At 46.9% G+C, this 23,180-nt stretch carries 24 protein-coding genes and 1 CRISPR repeat array; of the genes, 12 read left to right on the top strand and 12 right to left on the bottom strand.

Annotated elements, in window-relative coordinates; all coding sequences use genetic code 11:
- The first annotated feature begins 120 nt into the window (after positions 1-120).
- The gene (locus tag QXL29_05945; protein ID MEM2284133.1) at positions 121-903 is read left to right on the top strand and encodes an alpha amylase C-terminal domain-containing protein; all 783 of its coding nucleotides are present in this window, start codon (positions 121-123) and stop codon (positions 901-903) included.
- 95 nt (positions 904-998) lie between these two features.
- On the top strand, positions 999-3,410 hold the full coding sequence (locus QXL29_05940) for a DUF3536 domain-containing protein (GenBank protein MEM2284132.1): 2,412 nt from the start codon (positions 999-1,001) through the stop codon (positions 3,408-3,410).
- Positions 3,411-3,510: 100 nt separating this feature from the next.
- On the opposite strand, the gene QXL29_05935 is transcribed toward QXL29_05940, so the two are convergent.
- Positions 3,511-4,212 carry a dolichol kinase gene (locus QXL29_05935; GenBank protein MEM2284131.1) on the bottom strand — a complete coding sequence of 234 codons (702 nt, stop codon included), beginning with the start codon at positions 4,210-4,212 and terminating at the stop codon, positions 3,511-3,513.
- A 96-nt stretch (positions 4,213-4,308) separates the two neighbouring features.
- On the opposite strand from QXL29_05935, the gene QXL29_05930 reads away from it, so the two are divergent.
- On the top strand, positions 4,309-5,172 hold the full coding sequence (locus tag QXL29_05930) for a DMT family transporter (GenBank protein ID MEM2284130.1): 864 nt from the start codon (positions 4,309-4,311) through the stop codon (positions 5,170-5,172).
- Positions 5,173-5,187: 15 nt separating this feature from the next.
- Here QXL29_05930 and QXL29_05925 read toward each other — a convergent pair whose 3' ends face one another.
- From QXL29_05925 to QXL29_05905, 5 genes are all read right to left on the bottom strand, one after another.
- On the bottom strand, positions 5,188-6,015 hold the full coding sequence (locus tag QXL29_05925; GenBank protein ID MEM2284129.1) for an ABC transporter permease: 828 nt from the start codon (positions 6,013-6,015) through the stop codon (positions 5,188-5,190).
- Positions 6,012-6,824, bottom strand: a complete 813-nt coding sequence (locus QXL29_05920) for an ABC transporter permease (protein ID MEM2284128.1) — start codon at positions 6,822-6,824, stop codon at positions 6,012-6,014. The genes QXL29_05925 and QXL29_05920 overlap by 4 nt, the downstream gene beginning before the upstream one ends.
- Complete coding sequence (locus QXL29_05915) at positions 6,824-7,831, bottom strand: ABC transporter ATP-binding protein (protein MEM2284127.1); 1,008 nt, start codon at positions 7,829-7,831, stop codon at positions 6,824-6,826. Before QXL29_05915 ends, QXL29_05920 begins: the two co-directional genes overlap by 1 nt.
- A gap of 72 nt (positions 7,832-7,903) precedes the next feature.
- Positions 7,904-9,199, bottom strand: coding sequence for a DUF58 domain-containing protein (locus QXL29_05910; protein ID MEM2284126.1), 1,296 nt, complete (start codon positions 9,197-9,199; stop codon positions 7,904-7,906).
- A gap of 5 nt (positions 9,200-9,204) precedes the next feature.
- Positions 9,205-10,155, bottom strand: coding sequence for a MoxR family ATPase (locus tag QXL29_05905; protein ID MEM2284125.1), 951 nt, complete (start codon positions 10,153-10,155; stop codon positions 9,205-9,207).
- A gap of 136 nt (positions 10,156-10,291) precedes the next feature.
- Between QXL29_05905 and QXL29_05900 the strand changes: the two genes are divergently transcribed.
- The 7 genes from QXL29_05900 to QXL29_05870 are packed head-to-tail and all read left to right on the top strand — an operon-like array spanning position 10,292 to position 16,095.
- Positions 10,292-11,884, top strand: coding sequence for a hypothetical protein (locus QXL29_05900; protein MEM2284124.1), 1,593 nt, complete (start codon positions 10,292-10,294; stop codon positions 11,882-11,884).
- A complete protein-coding gene (locus QXL29_05895; GenBank protein ID MEM2284123.1) occupies positions 11,844-12,638 on the top strand; it encodes a hypothetical protein in 795 nt (264 codons plus the stop codon). Before QXL29_05900 ends, QXL29_05895 begins: the two co-directional genes overlap by 41 nt.
- Positions 12,631-12,813: a hypothetical protein gene (locus QXL29_05890; protein MEM2284122.1), complete on the top strand. Its 183-nt coding sequence runs from the start codon at positions 12,631-12,633 to the stop codon at positions 12,811-12,813. The genes QXL29_05895 and QXL29_05890 overlap by 8 nt, the downstream gene beginning before the upstream one ends.
- Positions 12,791-13,870, top strand: a complete 1,080-nt coding sequence (locus QXL29_05885; protein ID MEM2284121.1) for a DUF4350 domain-containing protein — start codon at positions 12,791-12,793, stop codon at positions 13,868-13,870. The genes QXL29_05890 and QXL29_05885 overlap by 23 nt, the downstream gene beginning before the upstream one ends.
- A gap of 53 nt (positions 13,871-13,923) precedes the next feature.
- Positions 13,924-15,162 carry an Nre family DNA repair protein gene (locus QXL29_05880; GenBank protein ID MEM2284120.1) on the top strand — a complete coding sequence of 413 codons (1,239 nt, stop codon included), beginning with the start codon at positions 13,924-13,926 and terminating at the stop codon, positions 15,160-15,162.
- Positions 15,134-15,976 (top strand): radical SAM protein, encoded by an 843-nt coding sequence (locus QXL29_05875; protein ID MEM2284119.1) that lies wholly within the window; start codon positions 15,134-15,136, stop codon positions 15,974-15,976. Before QXL29_05880 ends, QXL29_05875 begins: the two co-directional genes overlap by 29 nt.
- Entirely contained in the window at positions 15,946-16,095 is a 150-nt protein-coding gene (locus QXL29_05870; GenBank protein ID MEM2284118.1) for a hypothetical protein, read from the top strand. Before QXL29_05875 ends, QXL29_05870 begins: the two co-directional genes overlap by 31 nt.
- An 84-nt stretch (positions 16,096-16,179) precedes the next feature.
- Here QXL29_05870 and QXL29_05865 read toward each other — a convergent pair whose 3' ends face one another.
- From QXL29_05865 to QXL29_05855, 3 genes are all read right to left on the bottom strand, one after another.
- Entirely contained in the window at positions 16,180-16,446 is a 267-nt protein-coding gene (locus QXL29_05865; GenBank protein MEM2284117.1) for a DUF4242 domain-containing protein, read from the bottom strand.
- Positions 16,447-16,583: 137 nt separating this feature from the next.
- Positions 16,584-16,826, bottom strand: coding sequence for a hypothetical protein (locus QXL29_05860; GenBank protein MEM2284116.1), 243 nt, complete (start codon positions 16,824-16,826; stop codon positions 16,584-16,586).
- 7 nt (positions 16,827-16,833) lie between these two features.
- Positions 16,834-17,088 carry an Lrp/AsnC ligand binding domain-containing protein gene (locus tag QXL29_05855; protein MEM2284115.1) on the bottom strand — a complete coding sequence of 85 codons (255 nt, stop codon included), beginning with the start codon at positions 17,086-17,088 and terminating at the stop codon, positions 16,834-16,836.
- A gap of 169 nt (positions 17,089-17,257) precedes the next feature.
- On the opposite strand from QXL29_05855, the gene QXL29_05850 reads away from it, so the two are divergent.
- Complete coding sequence (locus QXL29_05850; protein MEM2284114.1) at positions 17,258-18,229, top strand: NAD(P)-dependent oxidoreductase; 972 nt, start codon at positions 17,258-17,260, stop codon at positions 18,227-18,229.
- Here the strand turns inward: QXL29_05850 and QXL29_05845 are convergent.
- Genes QXL29_05845 through QXL29_05835 form a run of 3 tightly spaced genes read right to left on the bottom strand, consistent with a single transcriptional unit; the run spans position 18,226 to position 21,930 of the window.
- On the bottom strand, positions 18,226-20,343 hold the full coding sequence (locus tag QXL29_05845; GenBank protein ID MEM2284113.1) for a TRAP transporter fused permease subunit: 2,118 nt from the start codon (positions 20,341-20,343) through the stop codon (positions 18,226-18,228). The two genes, QXL29_05850 and QXL29_05845, sit on opposite strands and share 4 nt — an antisense overlap.
- 38 nt (positions 20,344-20,381) lie before the next feature.
- Complete coding sequence (locus tag QXL29_05840) at positions 20,382-20,891, bottom strand: DUF1850 domain-containing protein (GenBank protein MEM2284112.1); 510 nt, start codon at positions 20,889-20,891, stop codon at positions 20,382-20,384.
- 7 nt (positions 20,892-20,898) lie between these two features.
- Positions 20,899-21,930, bottom strand: a complete 1,032-nt coding sequence (locus QXL29_05835) for a TAXI family TRAP transporter solute-binding subunit (protein ID MEM2284111.1) — start codon at positions 21,928-21,930, stop codon at positions 20,899-20,901.
- Between the two features lie 42 nt (positions 21,931-21,972).
- On the opposite strand from QXL29_05835, the gene QXL29_05830 reads away from it, so the two are divergent.
- Positions 21,973-22,596 (top strand): phospholipase D-like domain-containing protein, encoded by a 624-nt coding sequence (locus QXL29_05830; GenBank protein MEM2284110.1) that lies wholly within the window; start codon positions 21,973-21,975, stop codon positions 22,594-22,596.
- Between the two features lie 236 nt (positions 22,597-22,832).
- Positions 22,833-23,175: a CRISPR direct-repeat array (repeat unit 26 nt; unit sequence CTTTCAATTCATTCTTTATTGATACA).
- Positions 23,176-23,180: the final 5 nt, after the last annotated feature.

Genomic DNA, 23,180 nt, shown 5'->3' with positions numbered 1-23,180 from the left:
TAATACGGTGGTAGGGAGAACCTTGAAGCAATAGAGTTTATTAAGGAGTTTAACGAGGCTGTCCATAAGTACTACCCTGGTGTCCTGACGATAGCTGAGGAGTCTAGCGCGTGGCCTAAAGTGTCGAGACTTGTTAGTGAGGGTGGGCTAGGATTCGATATGAAGTGGAATATGGGGTGGATGCACGACACGCTATACTACATGTCTAGAGACCCTATATACCGTAAGTATCACCACGACATACTAACGTTCAACGTTTGGTATGTTTTTTACGAAAACTTCGTCAATTCTTTATCTCATGACGAAGTAGTTCATGGCAAAAAGTCTCTAATAAATAAGATGTCGGGTGATGATTGGCAGAAATTCGCGAATTTGAGGCTTCTCTACGGCTACATGTACGCACACCCAGGCAAGAAGCTACTCTTCATGGGTGACGAGATCGCTCAGTGGGATGAGTGGAGTCATGAGAGAAGTATTGACTGGCATATTCTTAAGTATCCTGAACACGCGGGCGTGCAAGCCTGGGTGAAAGACCTCAACACTATCTACAGGAGGGAGCCCGCCTTACACGAGCTTGACTTCAGGCCTGAAGGTTTTGAGTGGGTAGATTTTAGAGATAGGGACCAGAGCGTCATATCTTTCCTTAGGAAAGACTCTGGAGGTGACATGATTTTAATTATTCTCAACTTTACTCCGGTAGTGAGGCGTGAGTATAGAGTGGGGGTGCCTAAAGAGGGTCTCTGGGAGGAGATACTGAATAGTGACCTAGTAGTTTACGGCGGTTCAGGAGTCAGTAACGCGCCCGGTGTGAAGTCCGAGAACCTCCCGTATCATAACAGGCCGTACTCTATAGTCTTGACGCTTCCGCCCTTAGCGGCTCTCTACCTCAAATACCGCGGTTGAAGCACTCCTCATCATTTAAGCTTAGGAGTCTCAACTCACTCGACAAAGTTTAAAACGTGATTGAGAGGTTTATGTAGTGTTTGAGGTGTGTGGGCTTGAGTAAGTATGTAGTGATTCACGCGCATTTCTACCAGCCCTCAAGAGAAGACCCGTGGTTGTTTGACGTGCCTAGCGAAGAGAGTGCTCACCCATATCATGACTGGAACGAAAGAATTACGGAGGAGTGTTACAGACCTAACGCTTCAATCCCTATAGTTGACCAGAGCGGTTATGTGGTTGACTTAATCAGCAATTACTCGTGGATTAGCTTCAACGTAGGACCTACGCTGTTGAGGTGGCTTGAAGAGAAAGCTCCTGACGTCTACGAAGCTATTGTGGAGGCTGACCGAGTCAGTAGGAGTAGGTTCTCAGGTCATGGGTCCGCGATAGCTCAGGTCTATAACCACATGATAATGCCTCTTGCGAGTAGAGAGGATAAGTACGTGGCTGCTTACTGGGGTATTGAGGTGTTTAAAGAAGTTTTCGGTAGGTTGCCTGAAGGTATGTGGCTTCCTGAAACAGCAGTTGATGATGAGTCTCTTGACGTGTTAGCTGAGTTAGGTATTAAGTTTACTGTGTTAGCGCCGCATCAAGCACGCGCGGTTAGGGGCCCTGATGGTAGGTGGGTGGACGTGAGCAGTGGTAGGATAGATACTAGGCGACCCTACATCTACAGGACGTCTTCAGGCAGGAGTATTGTCTTGTTTTTCTATGACGCGAGGCTCTCACACGGCGTTGCCTTCGGTGATTTACTTAGTAATGGTGATGTGTTTGCTAAGAATATCCTCAAGGCTTTCAGCAATGTTGACGAGGTAGAGTTAGTGACTATAGCTACTGACGGAGAGACATACGGGCATCACAAGAAGTACGGTCACTTAGCTCTTGCTTACGCTTTGAGAGCTCTTAACGAGAGGGGTCTTGCCAGAGTAACTAACTTCGGAGAGTTTCTAGAGTTTAACCCGCCTGAGTGGGAAGTCAAGATAGCTGAGAAGACTTCCTGGAGTTGCGCTCACGGTGTTGAGAGGTGGAGGAGTAACTGTGGGTGTAGGGTAGACGTCAACAGGGCTTGGAGTCAGGAGTGGAGGAGACCTCTCAGAGACGCCGTAGACTGGCTAGCTAGTGAGGTTAAGAAGGTTTACTTCAAGGAGGCTAACAAGGTCTTTACAGACCCTTTAGGAGCCTTACTCAATTACGTGTTGGTCGTGGGAAAGCCTGAAGAGGTAGTTGATGAGTATCTGAAGAGATTTAGTAAAGAGCCTCTAACGAGGGAAATCAAGTCTAGGGCATTAAAGCTCTTAGAAATGATGAGGCACGCCTACCTAATGTTTTCTAGTGATGGCTGGTTTTTTGACGACATATCCAACATCGAGTCTATTCAGGTTGTGAAGCACGCTGCGAGAGCTATCCAGCTTGCTAAAGAACTGAGCGGCGTAGACCTAGAAACTAACTACTTGAAGTTCCTTGAAGACGCTAAGAGTAATGTACCGGACTTGAGAGACGGTGCAAGGATTTATGAGCTGTACGTGAGGAGCTCTATCACGGATTTTCATGACGTGTGTGTGCTGTACTCTATGCTGAGACTAAGCCCTAATCATTTAGGGGGTCCTAAGAGGATATTTGGTTACTTGATTGAAGATTTAGGTAGTGAGTCTTACGCTTCAGGCAATTCTAGGTCTTCTTTCGGTAAAGCTCGAGTCACTTACTTAGCGACTTTAGAGAGTTTTGAGTGTGTCTACTACTCATACTCAATAAACGGGCGCGTCTTGGCCGGGGCTTCAGCGCCTGCCGAGAAACTCGATTTGAGGACGGTGCATGACGTTTTAGTGAGGTACGTTGATTCCGGTGAGTTGAGCGAGTTAGAGAAGTTCTTGTTAGAGCGTTTCAGCAGATTCAGGAACTTTAGTGATTTACGCAGGGATTTCCAGCTCGTCATCATAAGCGATTACTTCAGCAACTTACTCAATAGAGTTCATGAGAGAGTTAAGGAGATATTAAGCACTAACTACTCGATAGTTAAGTATTCTATCCTTTCTAAGGCCCCCTTCCTAGACTACTTTAAGGAGTTTATCAAGCTTTACGTGACTTATGAGTTACGTGAGTTGCTCAGTAAGCAACTTCTAGACCCTTCTAACTTAAGCGAAATCCTCACGATGATTAAAGAATTTAGTGTGGAGTTGCCTAACCTAACGGGCGAGTTAGACGCTGGAGTTTCTAATCAATTGCGTCTGCTCGCTAAAGACTTGAGCAACTTAGATGTTTTGGAGAAGGCCGAGAAGTGTGTTTTAGTCTTGAAAGACTTCGCGGACCTCATAAACCTTAGAGATTTCTGGAGGACTAGGGCCGCAGTATGTTTGCTTAGGAGGAAATACGGGAGTAGCTTGAGGGAGGCTGAGGAGGGGGGAGTGAGAGCCGGTAAGGTCTTGCCAGTACTTGATGAGCTGAGCGAGATTCTGGGCGTCAAGTGTTGAGACGAGCTCTAGTGTGTTCTGGCCTGTGCTTGAGTGACATTCTTCGTGCTGGTTTTCAAGGAGATTATTCAGGATAAAAATCTCGTAAGTTGGGTTATTATTAGATGCTTATTAGCCCCACATACGAGAGTAGCAGAAGCGATAAAAAAGATGTGGCGCTAATCAGTATGTTGTCGTCTATTGGGTTGAATTCGTAGTGTTCTATGTATGAAGATAGTGCTGCTACAGGGATTCCCCAGAAACCTATGAAGTAGTATGCTATAGGCAGGCATACTAAGAACATTGCGAAGTTGCCCCACCATGACTTAGTTCTCCTTCTGTATATTAAGTTCCTGACTACTCCTGTAGCCGCGTCACCGAATGACATGAAGAGAACAGGTATTAAGCCGTATATAGGTGTGTTGAAAATGAGCCACGACACTAGCAGTATTGTCCCCCAAGCTATGCAGAAGTTGACTTCGTATGCGTTGTCTGGTACTTGAAACCATGTCAAGAGTTTTCCTCTCTTGTGGGGCGCCCAAGTTATGAGTGCTAGGACTAGTGCTAGCGCGAAGGGTATGGTAGGTGATGTGAAGATAAAAGGCACTACCAACGCTACAACGCCTCCTGCTAACACGTGTATCAGCTTCCTATTGAAGTATACTGCTACGTTGTGCGGGAACCCCTTCTTAATCATTAAGTCGTACGTGTACTTAGTTCCGTAAACTACTCCCAAGACGTAAATGAAGAGTATTGTGGCGTACGTAGCTTCCGCGACAGCGTTTGTCGGCGTTAAGGTCTCCAAGTGTAGTCCCATATTCATTTACTTAAGCACCTCAACACACCTGAACATAACCTAAAATATTCGGTTAAAAGCTTTTTATGTTTTGCACGTCAAGGAACCTCTTGGTAAGGATGTGTGAGTTTGGTGCTGGGTTACGTGGCCATAGTAGTTGCTTCAGTTATGTGGAGTCTGAGTCCCGCACTGATAAGTAGGTACAAGAGTGTGGTGAGGCCGATTATTTTTACGGGGCTTAGAGCGTTAGTCGCTTCATTATCCGTGTTTCTGGTCTTGCTTTACCAAAACACGGATTTGGGAGTTCAGGAGCCGGACGCGCTGTTTTTAATAGTTCTTTCAGCGTTAGTAGGGCCTGGCTTGGGTGACGTCTGCTTCACTAAGTCTATCAAGATTTTAGGAGGGTTTGTCGCTGTAGTATTAAGTTACACCTACATATTCGTGGCTCAAGCGATAGCCGTCACATTCTTGAACGAGTTTATGAAGACTTCCTTAGTTCTGGGTGCTGTACTGGCGTTTACTGGAGTAGTTCTTGTAGCAGGTAGCGACTCAAGCCATCTGAGAGTAGAGCGCGGGGGTATTGCTTACGCTGTACTAGCCTCAATTAGTTGGGGGATCTCAACAGCTTTAATTAAGGTGGCGCTGAGGTTTACTAGCGAGGCTCTCTTAGCTTTACTGAGGTTGACCACGATATTTGTGGTTTTTCTTCCTTTAGGGTTGGTTGTTGAGGGTTTGCCAGCTAGGGGCGGTTTCAAACAGTTGCTTGTTGTAGCTTCAGTGACAGCAGTTCTTGATTGGAGTTTAGGTATGTATCTCTTTATCTATTCTATAGGCTCTATAGGGGTTTCAGCTACTGTGGTAGCTACGGCGCTCACCCCAACGTTGGCGACAGTTACTACGAAGTTTCTGGCTGGTGAGAGGTTTTCAGTGAAACACTTTTTGGGAGTCTTAATGACTTCTGTGGGGATCTTGATCACTGCCTTTTAGTAATTTTTAAGACTCTCACCAGAGTGAGGCGGTCTTGACTCCTTCCTTAAATAGTTTGCTTAGTTGCTTCCTGAAGTACGCGTAGCTGAAAGCTAGGAAGGCTGCAGGGTATAGTATAGAGATCGCTATCATCGTTTCCTCAGGCATTATGAGGGTTGTGAGGCCTAGTGAGTGTCTGAGGAGTTCTGCTGGGTAGCTGAACGGCGTCAGAAGAGCTATTAGTCTCATCGTGTGTGGTAAGTTGGCTAGGGGGGTTATGCCTCCCGTAGCTATGGGGAGTATCCACGAAACAAACTCTACTATAGCGCCGGAAGTTCCTGAGGCTATGAGTGTTGAGCCTAAGATCATCGCGTAAGCGAATAGAACTATCATTAAAGACGTTACGCTCAGCAAGAGTAGTAAGGGGTTCACTATTTGGAGTGCTGGGGGTGTTATGAGTGCTGAGAGCATTACGTAGGTTATGCTTAGTGACAGTATTAACCAGCTAATAGTTATAGGTATTATGCCTACGTACATGACAAAAATGCTTGACCCACTAATTATGACGTTCTCTAAGACACCCCCGAATAGAGAGTACCTGAGTTCCCAGCCCCAATCCCAGGTGCTCACAGAATATGCTTGGAATATGGCTATGCCGACGAACATGTAGGTTGATACTAGACTCGCCGGTGTTTCCGGCTCTCTGAAGAGAGTCATGGGGAGCATGAGGGTCGCTAGCCAGGTTGCCATCGAGATCAATCCTAGGAAGAAGCCCTTACTTCTAAGGAGTTCTGCCTTAACGTAACTCACGAAGACTGTCTTAGCAGAATTTATGAACAGGCGTATCCTATCAGAGAAGCTCATGTCTTGACTCCCTCTCTTAGCTTCTTCGTCTCTAGAGACTTAGTGCTGCTGTAGGAGAGGGGGCCGTAAGCTACTGCTAGAGCAGTGCTTGCACCAAGCAATGTAAGGACGGTCAGTACCTCAGGCGTTCCCTTACCTACTAGCGTGTATAGCGTTAAGTCAACCACATGTGATGAGGGCAGGAGGTAGGATATCACTCGAACAGCTAAGGGCATTAAGACTCTAGGATAGAAAACACCAAGTAAGATCATCATGAGAGGTCTGACTATGTTTAGCAACCTCCAAGACTCTCCCATCAGCATTGATATGCTGCAAGCTACGAGAATAGCAAACGTTGATAAGAGCAGACCTGCTAGACCAGCTAAGCCCATCAGCAAGAGTGAGGTGAGGAGTCCTTCAAGTCCTTCAAGGTACGTGAAGAGAGGGACTAAGCTAGTGAATCCCAATATGACCGTTAAGACTAGGCGCGGGATAGGTATTATCAGGAGTCTCAAGAACCAGGGGGTAGTGCTCGAGAGTACGTAGGGTAGCGTCCCTATGTTGTCGTCGTATATGGGGCTCCATAAGACGTCATCCACGATGCCTAGTATGACTAGGAAGTTGAACGAGGCTGTTATGAAGAAGAGGAAAGGATTTGACCCGACCCTAGCTTCGAAGTTTTCTAGCGACCCTACTGACGAGCCAACGAATATTATGAAGAAAGTCATTATGTATGGGTAAGCGACGTAAGTGAATAATGCTTGTTTCCTCCTTATTAACTCTCCGTAAACGAGCAGCATCTCTGACTTGATCAGGGAGAACACACTCACTACGTCCTACCTCCCGTGAAGTATATGAACACGTCTTCAAGAGTTGGCTCAACTACTTTAAAAGAACTCATTGATAGTCCTTCAGTGCTTAGTAGCTTTATTATCTTATCAAGTGATTCTTCCGCTGACTTAATGTTAAACCTAATTTCTACGTAGTTTACGTCAAGTTCTTCTGTTATTGTGTTGCCTACAGTCACGTCGGCTAGCTTGCTTAAGAACGCGTTGAGGTTCCCGGTACCTTTCTTTACCTGCAGTATTACAGTCTTTATATCGCTTACCTTATTCTTAAGGTCTTCGGGACTGCCTGAAGCTACTATGAGTCCCTTATCTATCAGGAATATCTTGTCGCAAACTAGCTCGGCCTCAAACATGTTGTGTGTAGTGTATATTACTGCCTTGCCTTCCCTAGACGCTAGTAACTTGACTAAATCTCTTACTTTTCTGGCGCTCATCGGGTCTAGACCTAGTGTTGGCTCGTCGAGCAGGAGTATCGGCGGGTCTTTCAGGAGTGCCCTAGCTAGTGATAGTCTGGCTTTCATGCCTGTCGAGTACTCCTCGTAGAGCTTGTCTTCAGCTTCTAATTCTTTCAGTCCTACTAACTCCATCATCTCATCAACTCTCCTTCTTAGTTCGGCCCCGCTCAGCCCGTATAGGGAACCGAAGTAAATTAGGTTTTCCCTGCCTGTTAACTTGCCGTAGAAGCCTTTCTCGACGCTCAGCATGACCCCGATTAACTTCCTGACCTTGCTAGCTTCCTTAACTACGTCGAATCCTCCCACCCTGGCTTCACCGGAGTCTGGCAGAAGTAGTGTTGAGAGTATCTTGATTGTGGTGGTCTTGCCCGCCCCGTTAGGTCCTAGAAGCCCTACTACCTCACCGTAATTAACTGTGAAGCTAATTCCTCTCAGAGCTTCAATAACTAGCTTCTCACTCTTCAGTAATCCTTTCCTTTTCTTAGTTAAGTACTTCTTAACTAACTTAACAACTTCAACAGCTTCTCTACTCATCACCAACTCCAGAATCAAATCACTAACATGAAAATAATAAGTTGTTTTCTGAGCTACTCACAGGACGGTTGCTTAAGCGGTCGCGCGCAACTTCAGCACCTTATTAAGCGCTACGAGACTCACGTCAGGCGTTACGATACTGTTAGGTAGCTTCTTAGAAAGCTTGATTAAATTCTCTACTTCCTGGTACATGTTACTTAAGTCTTCTAGAGTTACTTCCTCGTACTTCATGTCTATCAGTGCTGGCGTGACTGCAACGAAAATTACTTCGTGTGCGAGTGTTTTGAGCTTCCTGTGTATTCGGAGAGCTGCTTCTACGTCGCTTAAGTCTTCAAGACACACTATGTTGACTACGACGCACGGGGTTGAGCAAGTACTAACTACTACCGGGAGCAGCAGCCACGAGGCAACTCTCAATGCTGAGTAAGTCATTAAGGGTCTCTCAGGCCACTCAATCCTAGAGAGAACTTCTAGCAACTCACCTATCTTGCTAGTTGAAGTTATCTTGTTGCTCAGCAGGAAACTCCTCTCACTCACTACGAGTAGCCTGACGTGAAGTCCGTTAGAGAGGAGTCCTGAAGCCAGCTTGCAGACTTCCTGAAGTAGGTTCTCAAGAGCTCTGCTCTCGGGATAGAAGAACTTATCACTGAGTACGAGCGATATTATGACGTCTCTATGCATTTCTTTCTCGAATTCTTTCACAGCCAGCTTCGAGAGCCTTGCCGTGGCTTTCCAGTCTATCTTCTTGAACTCGTCTCCCGGCATGTACTCCCTAACTTCGAATATGTTTGTGCCAGGTCCTCTAGTCTTGGAGGGGCCCGTGCCTAATTGTCTGAAGCCCGGCACTGAATACGGTGTGAGCCCAACACTAAACTTAGGTAGCACACGCACCTCAGCAAAGACCTCAAGAGTCATCTGTCCTTCAGCGAGTCCCCCGAGAACAGTAAAGTGTAGAGTTAGCGTGTTTATCCTGTGTGTTCCTACTCTGGCCCTCAGACTCATCCTGGTCTCTAATATCTGTCCCTTACGCGTTACCACATAATCAGAGACCTTCATGCCCGAGTCACACACTAAATCTACTTCAGTTACTTTGAGTAACTCTAGGTATGGCGCCCTGATGACGAGGTTTAAGACTGGCGTCTCGTCTTCAAGAACTCTTAAGTCTGTCGGGTAGTCGGCGAAGACCCTGTCTAGTCTTCTGAGTGAGTGTAGTGCTCCGGCGACGTAACCAGCTATTAAGAAGCCCGCAGTACTAGCTAGCAGGTAGTAGTGCTGTTGAAGGATTACTAGTGCTGAGGAAAGGAGTACCGAGGTAAGTACTAGCAAGTACAGCCCGCTATAGCTGAGGTACGTGACTGAGGTCTTCACTTCCCTTATGGTCTCGGCACCCCCACAGCCTTCAAGACCTCATCAATAACGTCTCTTGAGGAGAAGCCCTCAGCCAGTACTTCTGGCTTAAGCAGTACTCTGTGACTCAACGCGGGTATGGTAGCAGACTTCACGTCGTCAGGTATCACGTAGTTTCTTCCTTCGGCGAGTGCCAGGCACTTAGCTAGTGTGTGGAGCATTATCAGGCCTCTCGGGGTTATGCCTAGTCTTACGTACCTGTGCTTGTTTATAGCTTCGTATATCCTTAGCATGTATTCTGTTACTGAGTCGTCGACGTATACGCTACTTATTTCTTTTCTTCCTTCAAGTATTTCGTCAGCGTTAGCGACGGGTTTTAACTCTTTGAATGCTTCTTCTATCTTTAGCGTTCCTCTCTTGAGTAGCTCTATCAAGCCTTCTCTACTTAAAGTCTTCATGCCTATCTTCAGGAAGAACCTGTCTAGCTGTGCTTCAGGTAATGGGAAAACCCCTTCTAGCTCCACAGGATTCATGGTTGCGATAACTGTGAAGGGTTCCGGTAACTTGATTGTTGTGCCCTCAATAGTTACTTGCTTCTCTTGCATGGCTTCAAGTAGTGCTGACTGAGTTCTTGGAGACGCTCTATTTATCTCGTCAGCTAAAACCAGGTTAGCGTTTACAGGACCTACTACAACCTCGAAATCACCTGTCTTCTGATTGAATACTTTAGTCCCGACTATGTCTGCCGGCAGTAAGTCGGGTGTTAGCTGGATCCTGCTGAATCTCAGGTTGAGTAGCTTCGCAACAGTCTTAGCTGTTAAGGTCTTGGCTATGCCCGGTATTCCCTCAATCAGGACGTGCCCCCCAGCAATCACTGCCAAGACTAGTAGCTTAACATCCCACTCTCTCTCAACTAAGACTTCCTTGGAAGCCTCAACAACTCTGTTAATTATTGACTCAACACGCCTCAACTTCATCTCCACATATTTCTTCTGTAATTATCTAAATATTGATGTTCGAGGGTCTTGCTCAGGCTCGTAATTCCTAGACTGCTTGAGTTCTCGGAAAGAGTGTCAACTTATTTTCTCTGAAGCCTATTTCTTTTAGGCGGTGATGTCCGCGGTAGTGTCTAGTCTACCTAGAGTGTTAGCTTCTACGTTAGTAGTTTTATTCTTAGTGTTGCCTGTGTTTCTCAGCTTAGTTGTTGAAGCCAGGCACTCGCCAGAGCTTCAGAGCAGGTCTCGCGAGTTGTTTGAGGCTCCGAAGGTCCTGACTGAGTGGTTGAGTGAGGTTGGCAGAGACGATTTGAGGGTTTTGCTAGATGAGGCCGTCTCAACAAGTAACTACAGCTTGATGAAGTCAGTTGTTTCTCGTGTTTTTGAGTACTTGGGTAGTGACTATCCAGTCACTCTCTTAGTAGGTGGTAAGCACCTCATAGCTCTCAAGATACTCAATAAATCTGATGACCTGTCAGTAAGTGACAGAGACTTAGGCTGGCTACTCTACCACGCCACGAAGGTCTTGAATAAGACAGACTACTCCTCACTATCTAACGTGTTGCTGGTTATTCTCTCAGGTCTCGTGGTTTACGGAGACCATAACGAGTTGTCTTACTTCATGGTCTACTTGATGAGGGAGCCTACAGCCAGCGTTGTTAGCGAGGACTTGAGGAATGAGTTGAGACTCCAGATTCTTAAGTTCTTAGATTACGTCGAGTCAGGAGCTTTCAAAGACGCGGCTGATTTGAGCGTCAACGTTTCATACTCTACTTCTATCTTGCTGGGTTCATGCATGTACTTAATAGCAACATCTTACTCTAAGTACGCGTCGCTGGGTAAGTTGCCTGGCGGCAGTTACGACACCGCGTTAAGCAACTCGACAGTCATTAAGGAGTTGCTTGAGTACTTGATGAGGGCTAACGTCAGTAGCCCCCTGATCGATATTCTTAAGAGGCTCCCGCCGGAAGACCTTAACAGGTTATTGAGCGACATAAACAGGCTTGAGGAGATTGATGAGGAGATCCTCGTAGAGGAGGTCAGTAGATACGTGAGGGAGAGGAGGTATGAGGCGCCAGCTATTAGTTCAGGTTCTAAGACTTCGTCAGTAGTTGTGAAGGTTTTCACTGTCGTCAGTGGCGGGAAGAGTTCAGAGATTTCTTATAGGTTGTCAAGCGAGTTAAGCCCCCTCATGTACGTGATTTCCTCAACGCCGACGTTCTCGAGTAGTTCAGGCGATTCGGGAATCACTCAAGGAGCGAGCCCGCCTTCTTTGAGGGCTACCTCCTCAGGACCATACACGTTTTTGTTTGTTGCGGCTTCTTCTTTCATAGCTAGCTTACTGTTTTTCCTCAAGTTCTTTCCTGCTGGTAGGCGTGACTTAGTGAGCGGGGTTTCTCGTGCGGGTCCGGTGCCTCAAGTAGGAACCGCTACCGTTCCTTATGTTGTGAGGGCGTTCTGGCCTGTTGTGGAGGGTCTGTGTAAGCTTTTTAAAGTGTCTTTAGGTAGGCATGAAACACACAGGGAAGTCATGTCTAAGTTATTACCTAAGATTAGAGTGTTTGCTGGCGAGGATTTCACTAAGTTGTTTAGTGAGCTGACTAAATACTACGAGTTAGTCAGGTTTGGTAACGTGTGTGAGGATGAGGTGATGGTGTCTGTCGCTAGGCGTGTCGAGGAGCACGTACGTGGCTGGAAGCAGAGTTCTTGACGCCTTATTAGGTGTTGCTTTCTTTACCTCCTTAATTACGTCTCTCTACTTGAGTAACTATTTGCTCGTCTCTGTGGTTGGGCTGGCTACGTACACCTACATGGTTCTAGCGGGTCGCTCAGTACCTGCTCTCACGGTCTTACTCGCCTCACTACCTTTTCAGGTTTTGGTTGTGGGTCCTCACGCGATTCACGTCATTGCTTACTATTCCGTGGTTTTGGTTGTGAGGTCTTTGATTTTCTTGAGGAGGTCTTACCTTATCTTCGCTCCTGTTTTAGTACCTGCAGTAGTTTACCTCACGTTATTTCATCCGTTTGTTGATGTCCCCCCTCTCCATTACTTGCTTGTTTGCTGTGTTGCGTTGGTTGCGGGCTACTTCTTGAGGGTTGCTGAGGAACTGAGTAGTTTCGGGGTTACTTGTCTTGAGGTTCCTGAGCTTGACTTGACTCGATTACTTGATGTTAAGAGGATTCTAGGTGTGCTTGTTTTAGCTTACGTAGTCCCTGTTTTCTCTGCTTCGCTGTTTTTTGTTTTGTTGTCTTATGGCATAGCTCTTACTCATTCTTTGCTTGCTTCTTTGAGTGCCGGCTTCTTACTCGCTACTTCTTGGTTTTTGATTCGTGTCTGGGTTTTGAGGCTTGCTCTGGTTCTTGTCTTGACTACTCTCTCGGTGCTCGCGGGGGGTTCTTGGTTGTTGAGTATTTTTGACGAGTCTTTAAGGTTTTTTGAGGAGGTGTTGAGGTATTTTGGTTAAGGTTGTTTTGAAGTCTCTTACTCTATACTTGAGTTTCTCCCTGCTCGTGGCTTCTGTCGTGTTTGCTCTTGCTCAGAAGTATGTGGCTTCTCTGACTTCCTTAGTAGCTGGCTTAGCACTCCTCAGCTACGTCAAGAGTCTGGTGAGTGGGTGTGGGGAGGGCGGCTCTAAGTAAGTTAGTTATTGTTGTTTTCTTGATTGCTTTGCTGGCTGAGCCGTTCCCTGCTGGGGTAGTCTTAAGCGGTGCTTCACCCTATAACACAGGCTATGACGGCACTTCGCGGTTGAGGAGTTTGTTAGAGAGTTTAGGTTATGATGTTGTGTTAGTTGATTCGTGGGTTCTGGCCCTGCTTCGCCCGAGCTTTAGTTCTTGCCGGGTAGTAGCTATAGTGTCTCCTGAAAAGCCCTTCACTCCTGACGAGGTCAGCGCTATAGTTTGGTTAGTTAAGAGTAGTTCGGGTCTGGTCATAGCTGATGAGGGGGTCTATAGTAACGCCGTCTTAGAAGCTCTCGGGAGTGATGTGAGGGTCTCGGGAGAGTACGTGAGTTTCGGGGGTTCTCAAGTTTTTCACGGTGTAGTGAATGTGAGCGGGGTTGATGCCATCATTTACTTCGCGTACGCTTCAAGAGTTGATGGGGGTGGTGTGGTAGTTGCTTACAGGGGTGATGTGGTCCTGGGTGTGAGAGCTAGTGTTGGGGGGAGGCCTACCTACGTGTTCGGCGACGGTTCTATAATGACTAACGCTGCTCTAGACCCGCTGTCTCTCGAGAACCCCTACGTTAGGCTCGTTAAGGAAGTCTTCAGTTCTATATGTTCTGGCGGCGTAGTCTACTTAGACTCTAGTAAGTATGGGCTGAGGCCTCTCACGACGTCTGAGTTGATGAGTAGCGACCTCACTTACTTTGTTGCGTCAGTATCTAATCCTTTCAGGTATTTCCTAACTGCTAGTGTGTCTAGCGATGTTGTTAGTTTGAGTATTGTCTCTCTACTCTTCCTTTCTGTGTTTTCTTTCTCTATTCTCGGCCGTCTCCTGCCTTGGAAGGGCGTTCCGACAGTGTTTTGGGAAGTCATGCCCAGACTTAAGAGGAGGAGCTACGTCTTGGGTAGGGTCAGGACTCTCGCGTGCGGTGATGACGCTCCTGAGAAGTTGAGAGTCTTGTGTAGTGGTGGTAGGGCTAGGTTGGGGGCTACTGACTTGGCTTGGTTGCTGAGTAGGGCTTCTGCTGAGTAGTGCTTTCTTAATCCTTAATACTTGAGTAAAGCAATGTATTATAGGCTTGAGGGTTGGTTAGAGGGGAAGTCTGTAGTCTGTGTAGGGGGTCTAAGTACTTATGCGGTCTTACTTACTGTCCGTTACTCGTGAGGTTTTATAGTAGGGTTAGTGTGAGGCTTGTTGAGCTCAGCGACTTTATCGAGGGTTCTTCACCGCCTTCTGTTTTTGTTGGGAGGGTTGGTTACCCTAAAGTCAATGTAGGGCCCTCACTACCTCCTCAGGCGGGCGACACTAGAGAGTACGAGTTGCCTGAGTCCTGGATAGGCAAGTCTCTGGAGGACATACTCGTTAAGAGGCTCTCTATGGTCGTAGGGATTACTCAAGTTAGTGTACGTGATGTCGGGTCTAGCTATGTGTCTAGAGTTCAGGAACTTGCTCTCTCTGAGAAGCCAGTAGATGTTGAGGTCTTGCTTGATAAGAAGTATTTTAGGAAGCCTCTCTTTGGTGAAGAGGTCCCGCCGTTTGGTCCGAGAGCCTTGTTAAGGGACTTGAGAGTCGTGAGTAATCCTTACTTTGGGAGGCCTGTAGAGAAGGTCTTCAGCGACACGGACTTGAGGGCTTCTAACGCTGTGTTGCTGCTGTATAGTGAGGGCGTCCCAGTCTCTAGGATCCAGAGGGTTTTCTCTGTAGGTGCTTTAGGTAGACTACCTGAGAGGAGGCTAGTGCCTACTAGGTGGTCTATAACAGCTGTTGACGACATAATCTCTAAGTCTCTAGTCAAGAGAGTTAGGGAGTTGCCCGAGCTTAGCGAGATCTTGGTCTACGTTAGGGAGTATATGCAGAACTTGTTCGTGGCTGTGCTACTCCCGGGTGTCTGGAGTTACGAGTGGGTTGAGGCTTGGTTCCCGGGCAGTACTTGGAACCCTTCAGGAATTAAGGTAGCTATAGGGGGAGACCACGAAGGCCCTGCAGGGAAGTCCGAATACGCCCTCACGGGGGGCTGTTACTACGCTGCTCGCTTAGGCGTTGCTGAGCACCTGCTGTATAGGCTGGGTAGGCAGGCCACAGCCTTCCTCTACAGGGAGATATATGAGGGGTTCAACGTGCCTGTGGGTGTGTGGTTCGTTAGAGAGAATATCAGGAAGTTGTTCGAGTCTGAGCCAGCGAGGTTTAGTGAGTTGAGTGATGTCTTGAGTTTCTTGAGGGGCCGTACACGCGTCGACGTGATCGAAGTCTTCAGGAACTCACACGTCTTGAGGAACTACGGGAGGGTGAAGACACTTGATCATTTCTGGAGGAAGCGTGGTTAGGGGCGGGGTTAAGTACGTCTTTATTCGCGCGTCTTCAGCTCTTAGTAAGTCTGGCTTGCCAGACTTAAACTACGCTCTAAACCCTTACGCGGGGTGTTACCACAAGTGTAGTTACTGCTATGCGAGGAGTTACTGCAGGTTCGAGGAGCCCAGGACTCGCTGGGGTGACGTCATCTACGTCAAGAGAAATGTTGTTGAGTTGCTTAAGTCTGAAGTGAGGAGATTTCGTCCGGGTTCTGTCGGGATCTCAACGATCACCGACCCTTACCAGCCTATTGAGGCGCTGACTAGGTTGGTTAGAGAGTCTCTTAAGGTTCTCCTTAGTGCGGGCTTTAAAGTCGTAGTGCAGACTAAGTCTCCTCTAGTCTTGAGAGACCTAGACATCCTGACTTCTTTTAGTGAGTTGGTTGAGGTGGGCTTCACTATAACTTCAGTAGATGATTCTGTTTTGAGGGGTGTTGAGGTTAGGGCTCCGCCACCCAAGGCTAGAATCAGGGCTTTGGCGAGAGTTCGTGATTCAGGTGTTAGGACTTGGGTTTTCTACGGCCCTCTCATACCCGGGCTTAACGATGACTTAAGCACTATTGAGGGTGTTGTTGGGGTTGCGCGCGAGACCGGCTCTACGCTGTACTACGACTGGCTGAGGTATAAGGAGGAGTTAAGGAGTTTCTTCAGTTCTCTCGGCTTAAGTCCTGAGAAGTATGTCAGGAGTCGTGACTTCGTTGCTTGGCGTAGGTCTGTTGAAGAGAGGCTGGTGAGGGTTTGTAGGGAGAGGGGCGTTGAGTGTGTGCCGGCGTTCTCGAGAAGTTCTTGAGGTCGGTAGTGGTTTACGTGAGTTTCTGTCTGCTCCTCTGCAGTGCGTATGCGGTAGCTTCCGTGGATGCTGGCTTGAGTAGGTTTGTTGGGTTTGGGATCTCTTCTAAGCGCTGGTGAGACTACAATATAAGTTCATGAATGATAACGACTTCAGGGGGCGCTCCACACGCTTACTTAGTTGACTTATAAGAATGATTTAAGCTAAAAAACTTTCTTGACCTCAATTACGGGGTCTGTAGGGGGTGAGCCGAGGACTTTACTCACTATCTCCTTGACTACTTCGGCGCTGGGGGCTTCCCACAAGCATATACCGCGTCCTTCGCTGTCTACCCACGTGCCGTAGAACGTTACGTCAGGGTATTCTTTGAGTACTTCCAGGAACTTAGCTCTGATAGACTTTCGTTGTTCCTCACTTAATTTAGGTAGTCTTCCGGCGTCTGTGAAGTGGAATACTACAATTAGTGGCATGGTTTCACGTGGTCTAGGTGGTTAGAGAGTTAATAAATGTGTTTGTGCTGGGCTCGGGAGTTGTTAAGTGGTCTTTGTTTTGAGTTTTTAGTTAAGTGCTTGCTCTCTATGAGTTGGGGTGTTGCAGGAGGTGGTTGCTAGTTTTCTCTAGTTTTGTGAGTGTTCAGTATTTCTTCAGCTAATTTGGTCACGTTCTCTAGTGTTGGGTTTTTCCTGGTTTTGGTTGCTAGCCCGCGTAGTTCTGGGTGGTTGCTTAAGACGAGCTTTAATATTTTGTTTAGGAGTCGTCTGCCGTCTGAGTTGAGGGTGTTTGTTTTGTCGAAAAATTCTTCTCTGTTTGTTAGTAGCTTTCTTATTAGATTCTCTACTTCCTTGCTCATCTTTTCTCTAGCCTCTTGATGAGATGAGTGTTAGTGTTCTCGTGACTCCAGGTATTCTCCTCATGTTTGTGACTAGCTTGTCTATGTCTTTCAAGTCTCTCCCTTCCGCGATTACTACTATGTCGTATTCTCCGAAAATCACGTCTACGGTTACTTTGACGTTCTCGTCTTCTAGTTTCTTTATTTCTTCTGCTATGTCGTATTCTAGCCCTATGCTAGTTACTAGCAGTATGTACGCTTTCACGCCGCCTACCTTAATCACCTCTGGTTAGGTTTTCTTAGGGTTTTTATTTGTTTTACGGCTTTCTGCCGTGTTTTTATGTTTGTTTAGTCTTTTTAGCTTGTGTTTTTCATGTTTTTGTGTTGTTTTGTTGTTTCTTCCTTGTTACCTTGCTTTATTTGCTTGTTTTGTTTGTTTTTGGGGGTGTGTGTTGGCGGGCTTGGTAGTCATTACGTTCAAGCCTAACAAGGTGGCTCTCGACATTCTTGGTAGTGAGGGTGTTGAGTACGTGTTTTTTGATGGTCAGGTCCCTCCTAGGGAGTGGCTTGAGGAGTATTTGAGGGATGCTGTTGTTGTTGTGGTTCCTCCTTGGCAGGTGTTTGGGAGGGAGTTGATGGATTTAGCTCCTAATCTCAAGTTGTTGTTTGTTCATGGTTCAGGTCTTGATAAGGTCGATGTTGTTGAGGCTAGTAGGAGGGGTGTGTACGTGGCTAACGCCCCCGACTACATAGCTCAGGCTGTTGCTGAGCACGCTCTCGCTCTAGTTCTCGCGGTGATGAAGAATGTGGTTAGGGGTGACAGGGTTGTTAGGTCTGGTGGTTGGGGTCCTGACACTCAGAGGGGGCTCGTCACTACTCTATTGAGGGGTAAGAGGGTCGGTGTTGTTGGTTTGGGTAGGGTTGGTTCTGAGGTGGCTAAGCTTTTCAGGGCTCTTGGTGCTGAGGTTGTTTACTGGAGTAGGTCTAGGAAGACCGAGGTTGAGCACGCTCTCGATATTAAGTACGTGGAGTTCGAGGAGTTGCTGAGGTCTTCGGACGTGGTCGTGGTCGCTATTGCGCTAGCTCCAGAGACTAGGGGGCTCATAAGTCATAAGGAGTTCTCTCTAATGAAGCCTGGAGCGATACTAGTCAACGTTTCTAGGGGTCTGGTAGTAGATGAGGAGGCTCTCGTTAAGGCTCTTGAGGAGGGTAGGGTGCGTGCAGGTCTAGACGTCTACTCTGTAGAGCCGTTGCCGAGGGACTCTCAGCTGGTCAGACTTGATAACGTCGTTCTCACGCCACATATTGCTGGCTTTGCTTACGAGGCTCTCAGAGGGACTAGCGAGTTTGTTGCTAGGGAGGTCGTGAGGTTTCTTAAGGAGGGTAAGCTACCCTACACAGTCGTTAATAGGGGGCCGCGTTAGGTGTGGGTCTGAGTCTTTGTTTTCCTGATGTTGTGTATGTAGAGTCCTATGTAGGCTGTTGCTAGTGCGGGCGTTATGTACTCGTATGGTGCTAGGTTAGCGACTCCCAACACTATCAGTAGTGCTCTCTGTGTCTTGCCTATTCGTGTGCCGTGCCAGCCTACTATCCCCGCGCTCAGCATCAGCATCGAGAGTAGAGTGTTTGTTATTCCGTACGCTATCCTGTATATTACGTGGGTGGTTAACTCGCCTGCCGGGAGTATTAGTAGTGCTGGGTCTAGAACGAATATGTAGGGTACTAGGTAGCCGGCTAGCGCGTATTTCGTGGCGTTTAGTGCTGTCTTCCAGAATTCTGACTTAGCTAGTAGTGTTCCGGCATATGATGCTAGAGCTACTGGTGGCGTGAGGTCTGCTAGTATGCCGAAGTAGAAGACGAACATGTGTGCTACTAGTCTAGCCATGTCTAGGTCTACCCCCGTTATGGCTGTTATTGCTCTAGCCATTGGTGTGCCGACTATGGTTGAGGTTATTATGTAGTTGGCTGTTGTTGGGACTCCCATTCCGAGGACTAGGCTTATAGACATTGCCGTAACCATCAGGACAAGTATGTTCCCGCCAGATAACTCTACTAGTTGGTACCCTATGGTTGTGGCCCACCCAGTCATAGTGAGGACCCCCTGTATTAGTCCGGCGCATGATGCCGCGAAGAAGACTGTTATAGCGCTCCTCAAGCTTGAGTCGAACGCTTTAGTAAGTGCTGACGCCATCTCACGACTCTCTCTGGTTCCGTAGCCTATGAGTATCGCTACGAAGACTGAGGTGACTCCAGCGAAGAATATTGCCGCGCTGACCGGTAGCCCCAGGAAGTAGGAGATGACTCCCACTAATATTATCGAGCCCGTGACTAGTAGTTTGGGGGCTATCCCCAGATTCTTCTGGTATATCCAGGCAGACATTATTGCCGCGCCCACGGCTCCTAGGGCGCAGTACTGTGGTTCAAGGCCTGAGAGGAGCAGGTACGTCACGACTGGTATTGGGCTGAGTAAGTAGATTCCGTAAGCTAATTCTCTGAAGTTGGGTAGTAGTTCTTTGGGTAGGGGGTTTACGCCGAGCTTCTTAGTTACTCTGTCTATGAATATGTAGACTGAGGTGAAGTATAGCATTGCGGGTATTGCTGCGGCGATTATTATGTCTCTGTAGGGTCTTCCGAGGAATTGTGCCATGACGAACGCTGCTGCCCCCATTATGGGCGGCATTAACTGGCCTCCTGTGGAGGCTACCGGCTCTACTGCTCCGGCTACTTCTGGTGGGTAGCCGGCTTTCTTCATTAGCGGTATTGTGAAGGTTCCTGTCGTTAATACGTTCGCTACTGAGCTTCCTGAGACTGTGCCCATGAGTGCGCTGGCTACTACTGCTGTTTTTGCTGGTCCTCCCCATCTGCGTCCTACTAAGGACATTACGAACTTGGTTATGTAGTCGCCTACTCCTACTTTCTCTAGTATTGAGCCGAAGAAGACGAAAGCGAAGACGTAAGAGACCATAACGTATAGTGGGATGGCGAATATCCCTTCTCTGGCGTAGAACATGTGGTTCACGAATCTCCTTATGTTGAATCCCTCATACGCGATTCCCAGGAGCATGACTGCTGAGGCTATCGCTGGTAGTGCCACGCCTAGCGACCTTCTGGAAGCTTCTAGTAGGAGTGCTATCGCTAGTAGGGGTATCAGTATGTTAGGTAGTGTTGCTTCTACGTAGCCGTACTGGACTACTGTGGGGTATATTACTACTAGGTAGAGCATTGAGGCCAGTGCTGCCACAGCGAGTGCGTAGTCGTATATCGGTATCTTGTCTGTTCTCGTCTTTTTTGTTGCTGGGTATATTATGTAGGCTGTCAGCATGAGTAGGCCGAGCAGGAAGGCCATGCTCTGCTGTATGTCGGGGGCGTATAGTAGTGGCTTGATGTCTATTCCCACGTTCTTCAGTATCGTGTAGAGGGAGAAGTTGAGCCCCATCACGAAGATGAGTTCGTAAGACGCGAAGACTACCCCGAGTATTAGTGTGAGTTTGGCTAGCCGTCCTGACTTAGCTCTCTCAATAGTTAGAGCTTCAGTCAACTCAAGACGCCTCGGGTAATATTAACTAGGTAGTCAATTTAAGTGTTGTTGGTTGGCTGTTTTAGTTTCTGGCTCGTCATCAGCTCTATCAGCGAGATTCTCGTGCAGGCGATCACTGCTACTTCTTCTTTAGTAGTTACTTCTTCGCCGTTTATTGTTAGTTTTGGGTCTATTCTGTGTTTCATGCTTATTTTGAGTGTTGTTGTGTTTAGTGTTATGTTTCTCGCTACGTAGTTTCTGTTCTCGTCTGTCTCGCTCGGTGTTTCGTTGGGTTTTGAGGGTAGTCCGGCTCCGTATCCTGGCCACGTGAACTTCACTATTTTTATTTTGCAGTTTGTTACTTCATATTCTTCGGTTATTTTGGTTAGTTCGACGCTGTGTTTGTATTCTAGCTTTATGTTTATTTTTGTGTTTGGTGTGGTTATGTATTTTGTTTCGTCGATTATTATTTTGGTTGCTTCTATGGTTGGTTGTGTCGCTATAATTGCGGCTGTGGTGAGTGTTGTTATTAAAAAGAGGATGAGTTGTTTTTTGTTTTTTGTGTTCATTTCTTCGTTATGGTTTTAGTTCTTGCGGTATCGTGATTCCTTTGTCTTGGTAGTACTTGACTGCTCCTGGGTGTAGCTTTATCGGTAGTCCTTCGAGTGCTTTGTTTATGCTTATGTCTTGGGCTCTTGCGTGTGCTTGTCTTAGTTCGTCTATGTTGTCGAACATTACTTTGAGTATTGTGTAGGCTATGTCGTCGGGTACGTCAGAGCTTATGGCTAGCATTGCTCTTACTGCGAGTGTCTTTACGTCTTTGTCTAGTCCTGTGTATGTTTCTTTGGGTACTGTGTGTTGTACGAAGAATAGGTAGCCTTGCTGTTTTAGTGTGTTGAGTAGTGTGTCAGGTATTTCGACTAGGCTTACTGGTGTTGTTGCTGCTAGTTCCATGACTGCTGAGGTGGGTATTCCAGCTACTACGAAGGCGGCGTCTACTTGGCCTAGCTTGAGTGCTTGTGCTGCTTGTGTGAAGTCTAGGTTCTGTATTGTTATTTTGTCCCATACTCCGGCGGCTTTAAGTATTATTTCTGCTTCTACTGCTGTTCCGCTTCCTGCAGCGCCTATCGCTACTCTCTTTCCTTCTAGGTCGTTTATGGTTTTTATCCCGCTGTCTGCTCTGACTATTATCTGTATTATTTCTGGGTATAGTGTTGCGAGTCCTCTGATCTTCTCTATTTTTCCTTCTGAGAACATGTAGAGTCCGTTGTATGCGTAGTAGGCTATGTCGTTCTGTATGAATATTAGGTTCGCGTCTCCGGCTCCTAAGGCTCTCGCGTTAGCTACTGAGGCGCCGCTTGATGATGCTGATGCGGTTATCTTGTCTCCGGCGTGTTTGTTTAGTAGGTCTGCGAGCTTGACTCCTAGGGGGTAGTAGACTCCTCCTGTTCCTCCAGTGTATATTGTTATCTTGTATGGTGCTGGTGGTGTTAGGGCGTAGTATGCTAGGATTGCTGCTAGGACGACTATGATGATTCCTGCTACGGCTATCACGGTTTTCGAGACTCCTTTCATGAGAATGACCTCATGAATGATCTCGGCGTTCATCTTAATAAATTTTTGTTGCTTGTTTATTGAGACATATATTTGTTGTTCGGGACTTCTTACTGGGGTTGGGTTTTGAGTGCTGGTAGGGCGGTCTTGGTGCTCTCTATACTCTCTCTAGGGTTCGTAGCAGGCTTTCTGACAGGAGCTTACTCTCACTCAGTAGGTCTTCCACCCTCCTCAGGTAGTGAGGGGTTTTCTCGCGCGTCCCTGAAAACACTCACGGACGGGGAGTACTTCACGGAACTCAAGAGCCTCCTAGCTAGAGCTAACTCAAGCGTTTATGTGGTCATGTACGTGATCAAGTACGACCCTAACCAGCCCGGAGACCCCGTGAACCAGCTTCTGAAAGCCCTCACAGAACTTAAGAAGAGGGGAGTTGACGTGAGAGTAGTAGTTGATGACGAGACATACAAGAGCTACCCACAAACAATAAACTACCTAAAAAACAACGGCGTGCCAGTAAGACTAGACGAATCCCTCGCAACAACAACGCACGCAAAACTAATAATAATAGATAACGAGACAGTCATCATAGGATCACACAACTGGACAGAATCAGCACTAACCCGCAACCACGAAACCTCAATAATGATACAAGACAAAGAAACAGCAACAAAACTAACCAACTACTTCATGAGAATATGGAACAACGGGAGAACGATATAGGAAGCAGATATGATTAACGTACCGCCTCTACTGAGAGGCGTAACTCCCTTACTTACTCTTTAATTCGTTGCACTATTTTTGCTAATACTTAAGAATATCCTTCAGAAAAATAGATGGCTTAGAATCTTGCATAACCCTCGTCACTCTTGGTCAGTGTTCTACGACAATTACGCGTCTTATAGACGTAGCTAGAAGTTTCTTTAGAAAATTTAATGTTAAATTCTCGTATCACTATACTTTCAATTCATTCCTTATTGATACAAGTTACTGAGGTTCCTATGAGGAGGAAGGCTGGAGACTACTTTCAATTCATTCTTTATTGATACATAAAATAGCTAGTATGATCATCACATACATCAAGGTAGCTTTCAATTCATTCTTTATTGATACATATCTAATGCCTTCTAAGCTACTAGAGACGAGTAGACTGCCTTTCAATTCATTCTTTATTGATACCTCATTATCACGGTGGACGGCATCAGGTATGGCTTGACTTTCAATTCATTCTTTATTGATACAAACGAGGATTTATAGATGCTACCGACGTCGTAAGCTTTCAATTCATTCTTTATTGATACAAGCAA

It is taken from the genome of Zestosphaera sp. (genome assembly GCA_038843015.1).
Classification (GTDB): Archaea; Thermoproteota; Thermoprotei_A; order Sulfolobales; family NBVN01; genus Zestomicrobium.
This window is presented reverse-complemented; position numbering and strand designations above follow the sequence as displayed.

Excerpts from the sequence above, each read along its gene's own strand:
- QXL29_05935 (MEM2284131.1), bottom strand. The coding sequence starts at position 4,212 with ATGAATATGGGACTACACTTGGAGACCTTAACGCCGACAAACGCTGTC.
- QXL29_05925 (MEM2284129.1), bottom strand. The coding sequence starts at position 6,015 with ATGAGCTTCTCTGATAGGATACGCCTGTTCATAAATTCTGCTAAGACA.
- QXL29_05915 (MEM2284127.1), bottom strand. The coding sequence starts at position 7,831 with ATGAGTAGAGAAGCTGTTGAAGTTGTTAAGTTAGTTAAGAAGTACTTA.
- QXL29_05905 (MEM2284125.1), bottom strand. The coding sequence starts at position 10,155 with ATGAAGTTGAGGCGTGTTGAGTCAATAATTAACAGAGTTGTTGAGGCT.
- QXL29_05900 (MEM2284124.1), top strand. The coding sequence starts at position 10,292 with ATGTCCGCGGTAGTGTCTAGTCTACCTAGAGTGTTAGCTTCTACGTTA.
- QXL29_05865 (MEM2284117.1), bottom strand. The coding sequence starts at position 16,446 with ATGCCACTAATTGTAGTATTCCACTTCACAGACGCCGGAAGACTACCT.
- QXL29_05860 (MEM2284116.1), bottom strand. The coding sequence starts at position 16,826 with ATGAGCAAGGAAGTAGAGAATCTAATAAGAAAGCTACTAACAAACAGA.
- QXL29_05840 (MEM2284112.1), bottom strand. The coding sequence starts at position 20,891 with ATGAACACAAAAAACAAAAAACAACTCATCCTCTTTTTAATAACAACA.
- QXL29_05835 (MEM2284111.1), bottom strand. The coding sequence starts at position 21,930 with ATGAACGCCGAGATCATTCATGAGGTCATTCTCATGAAAGGAGTCTCG.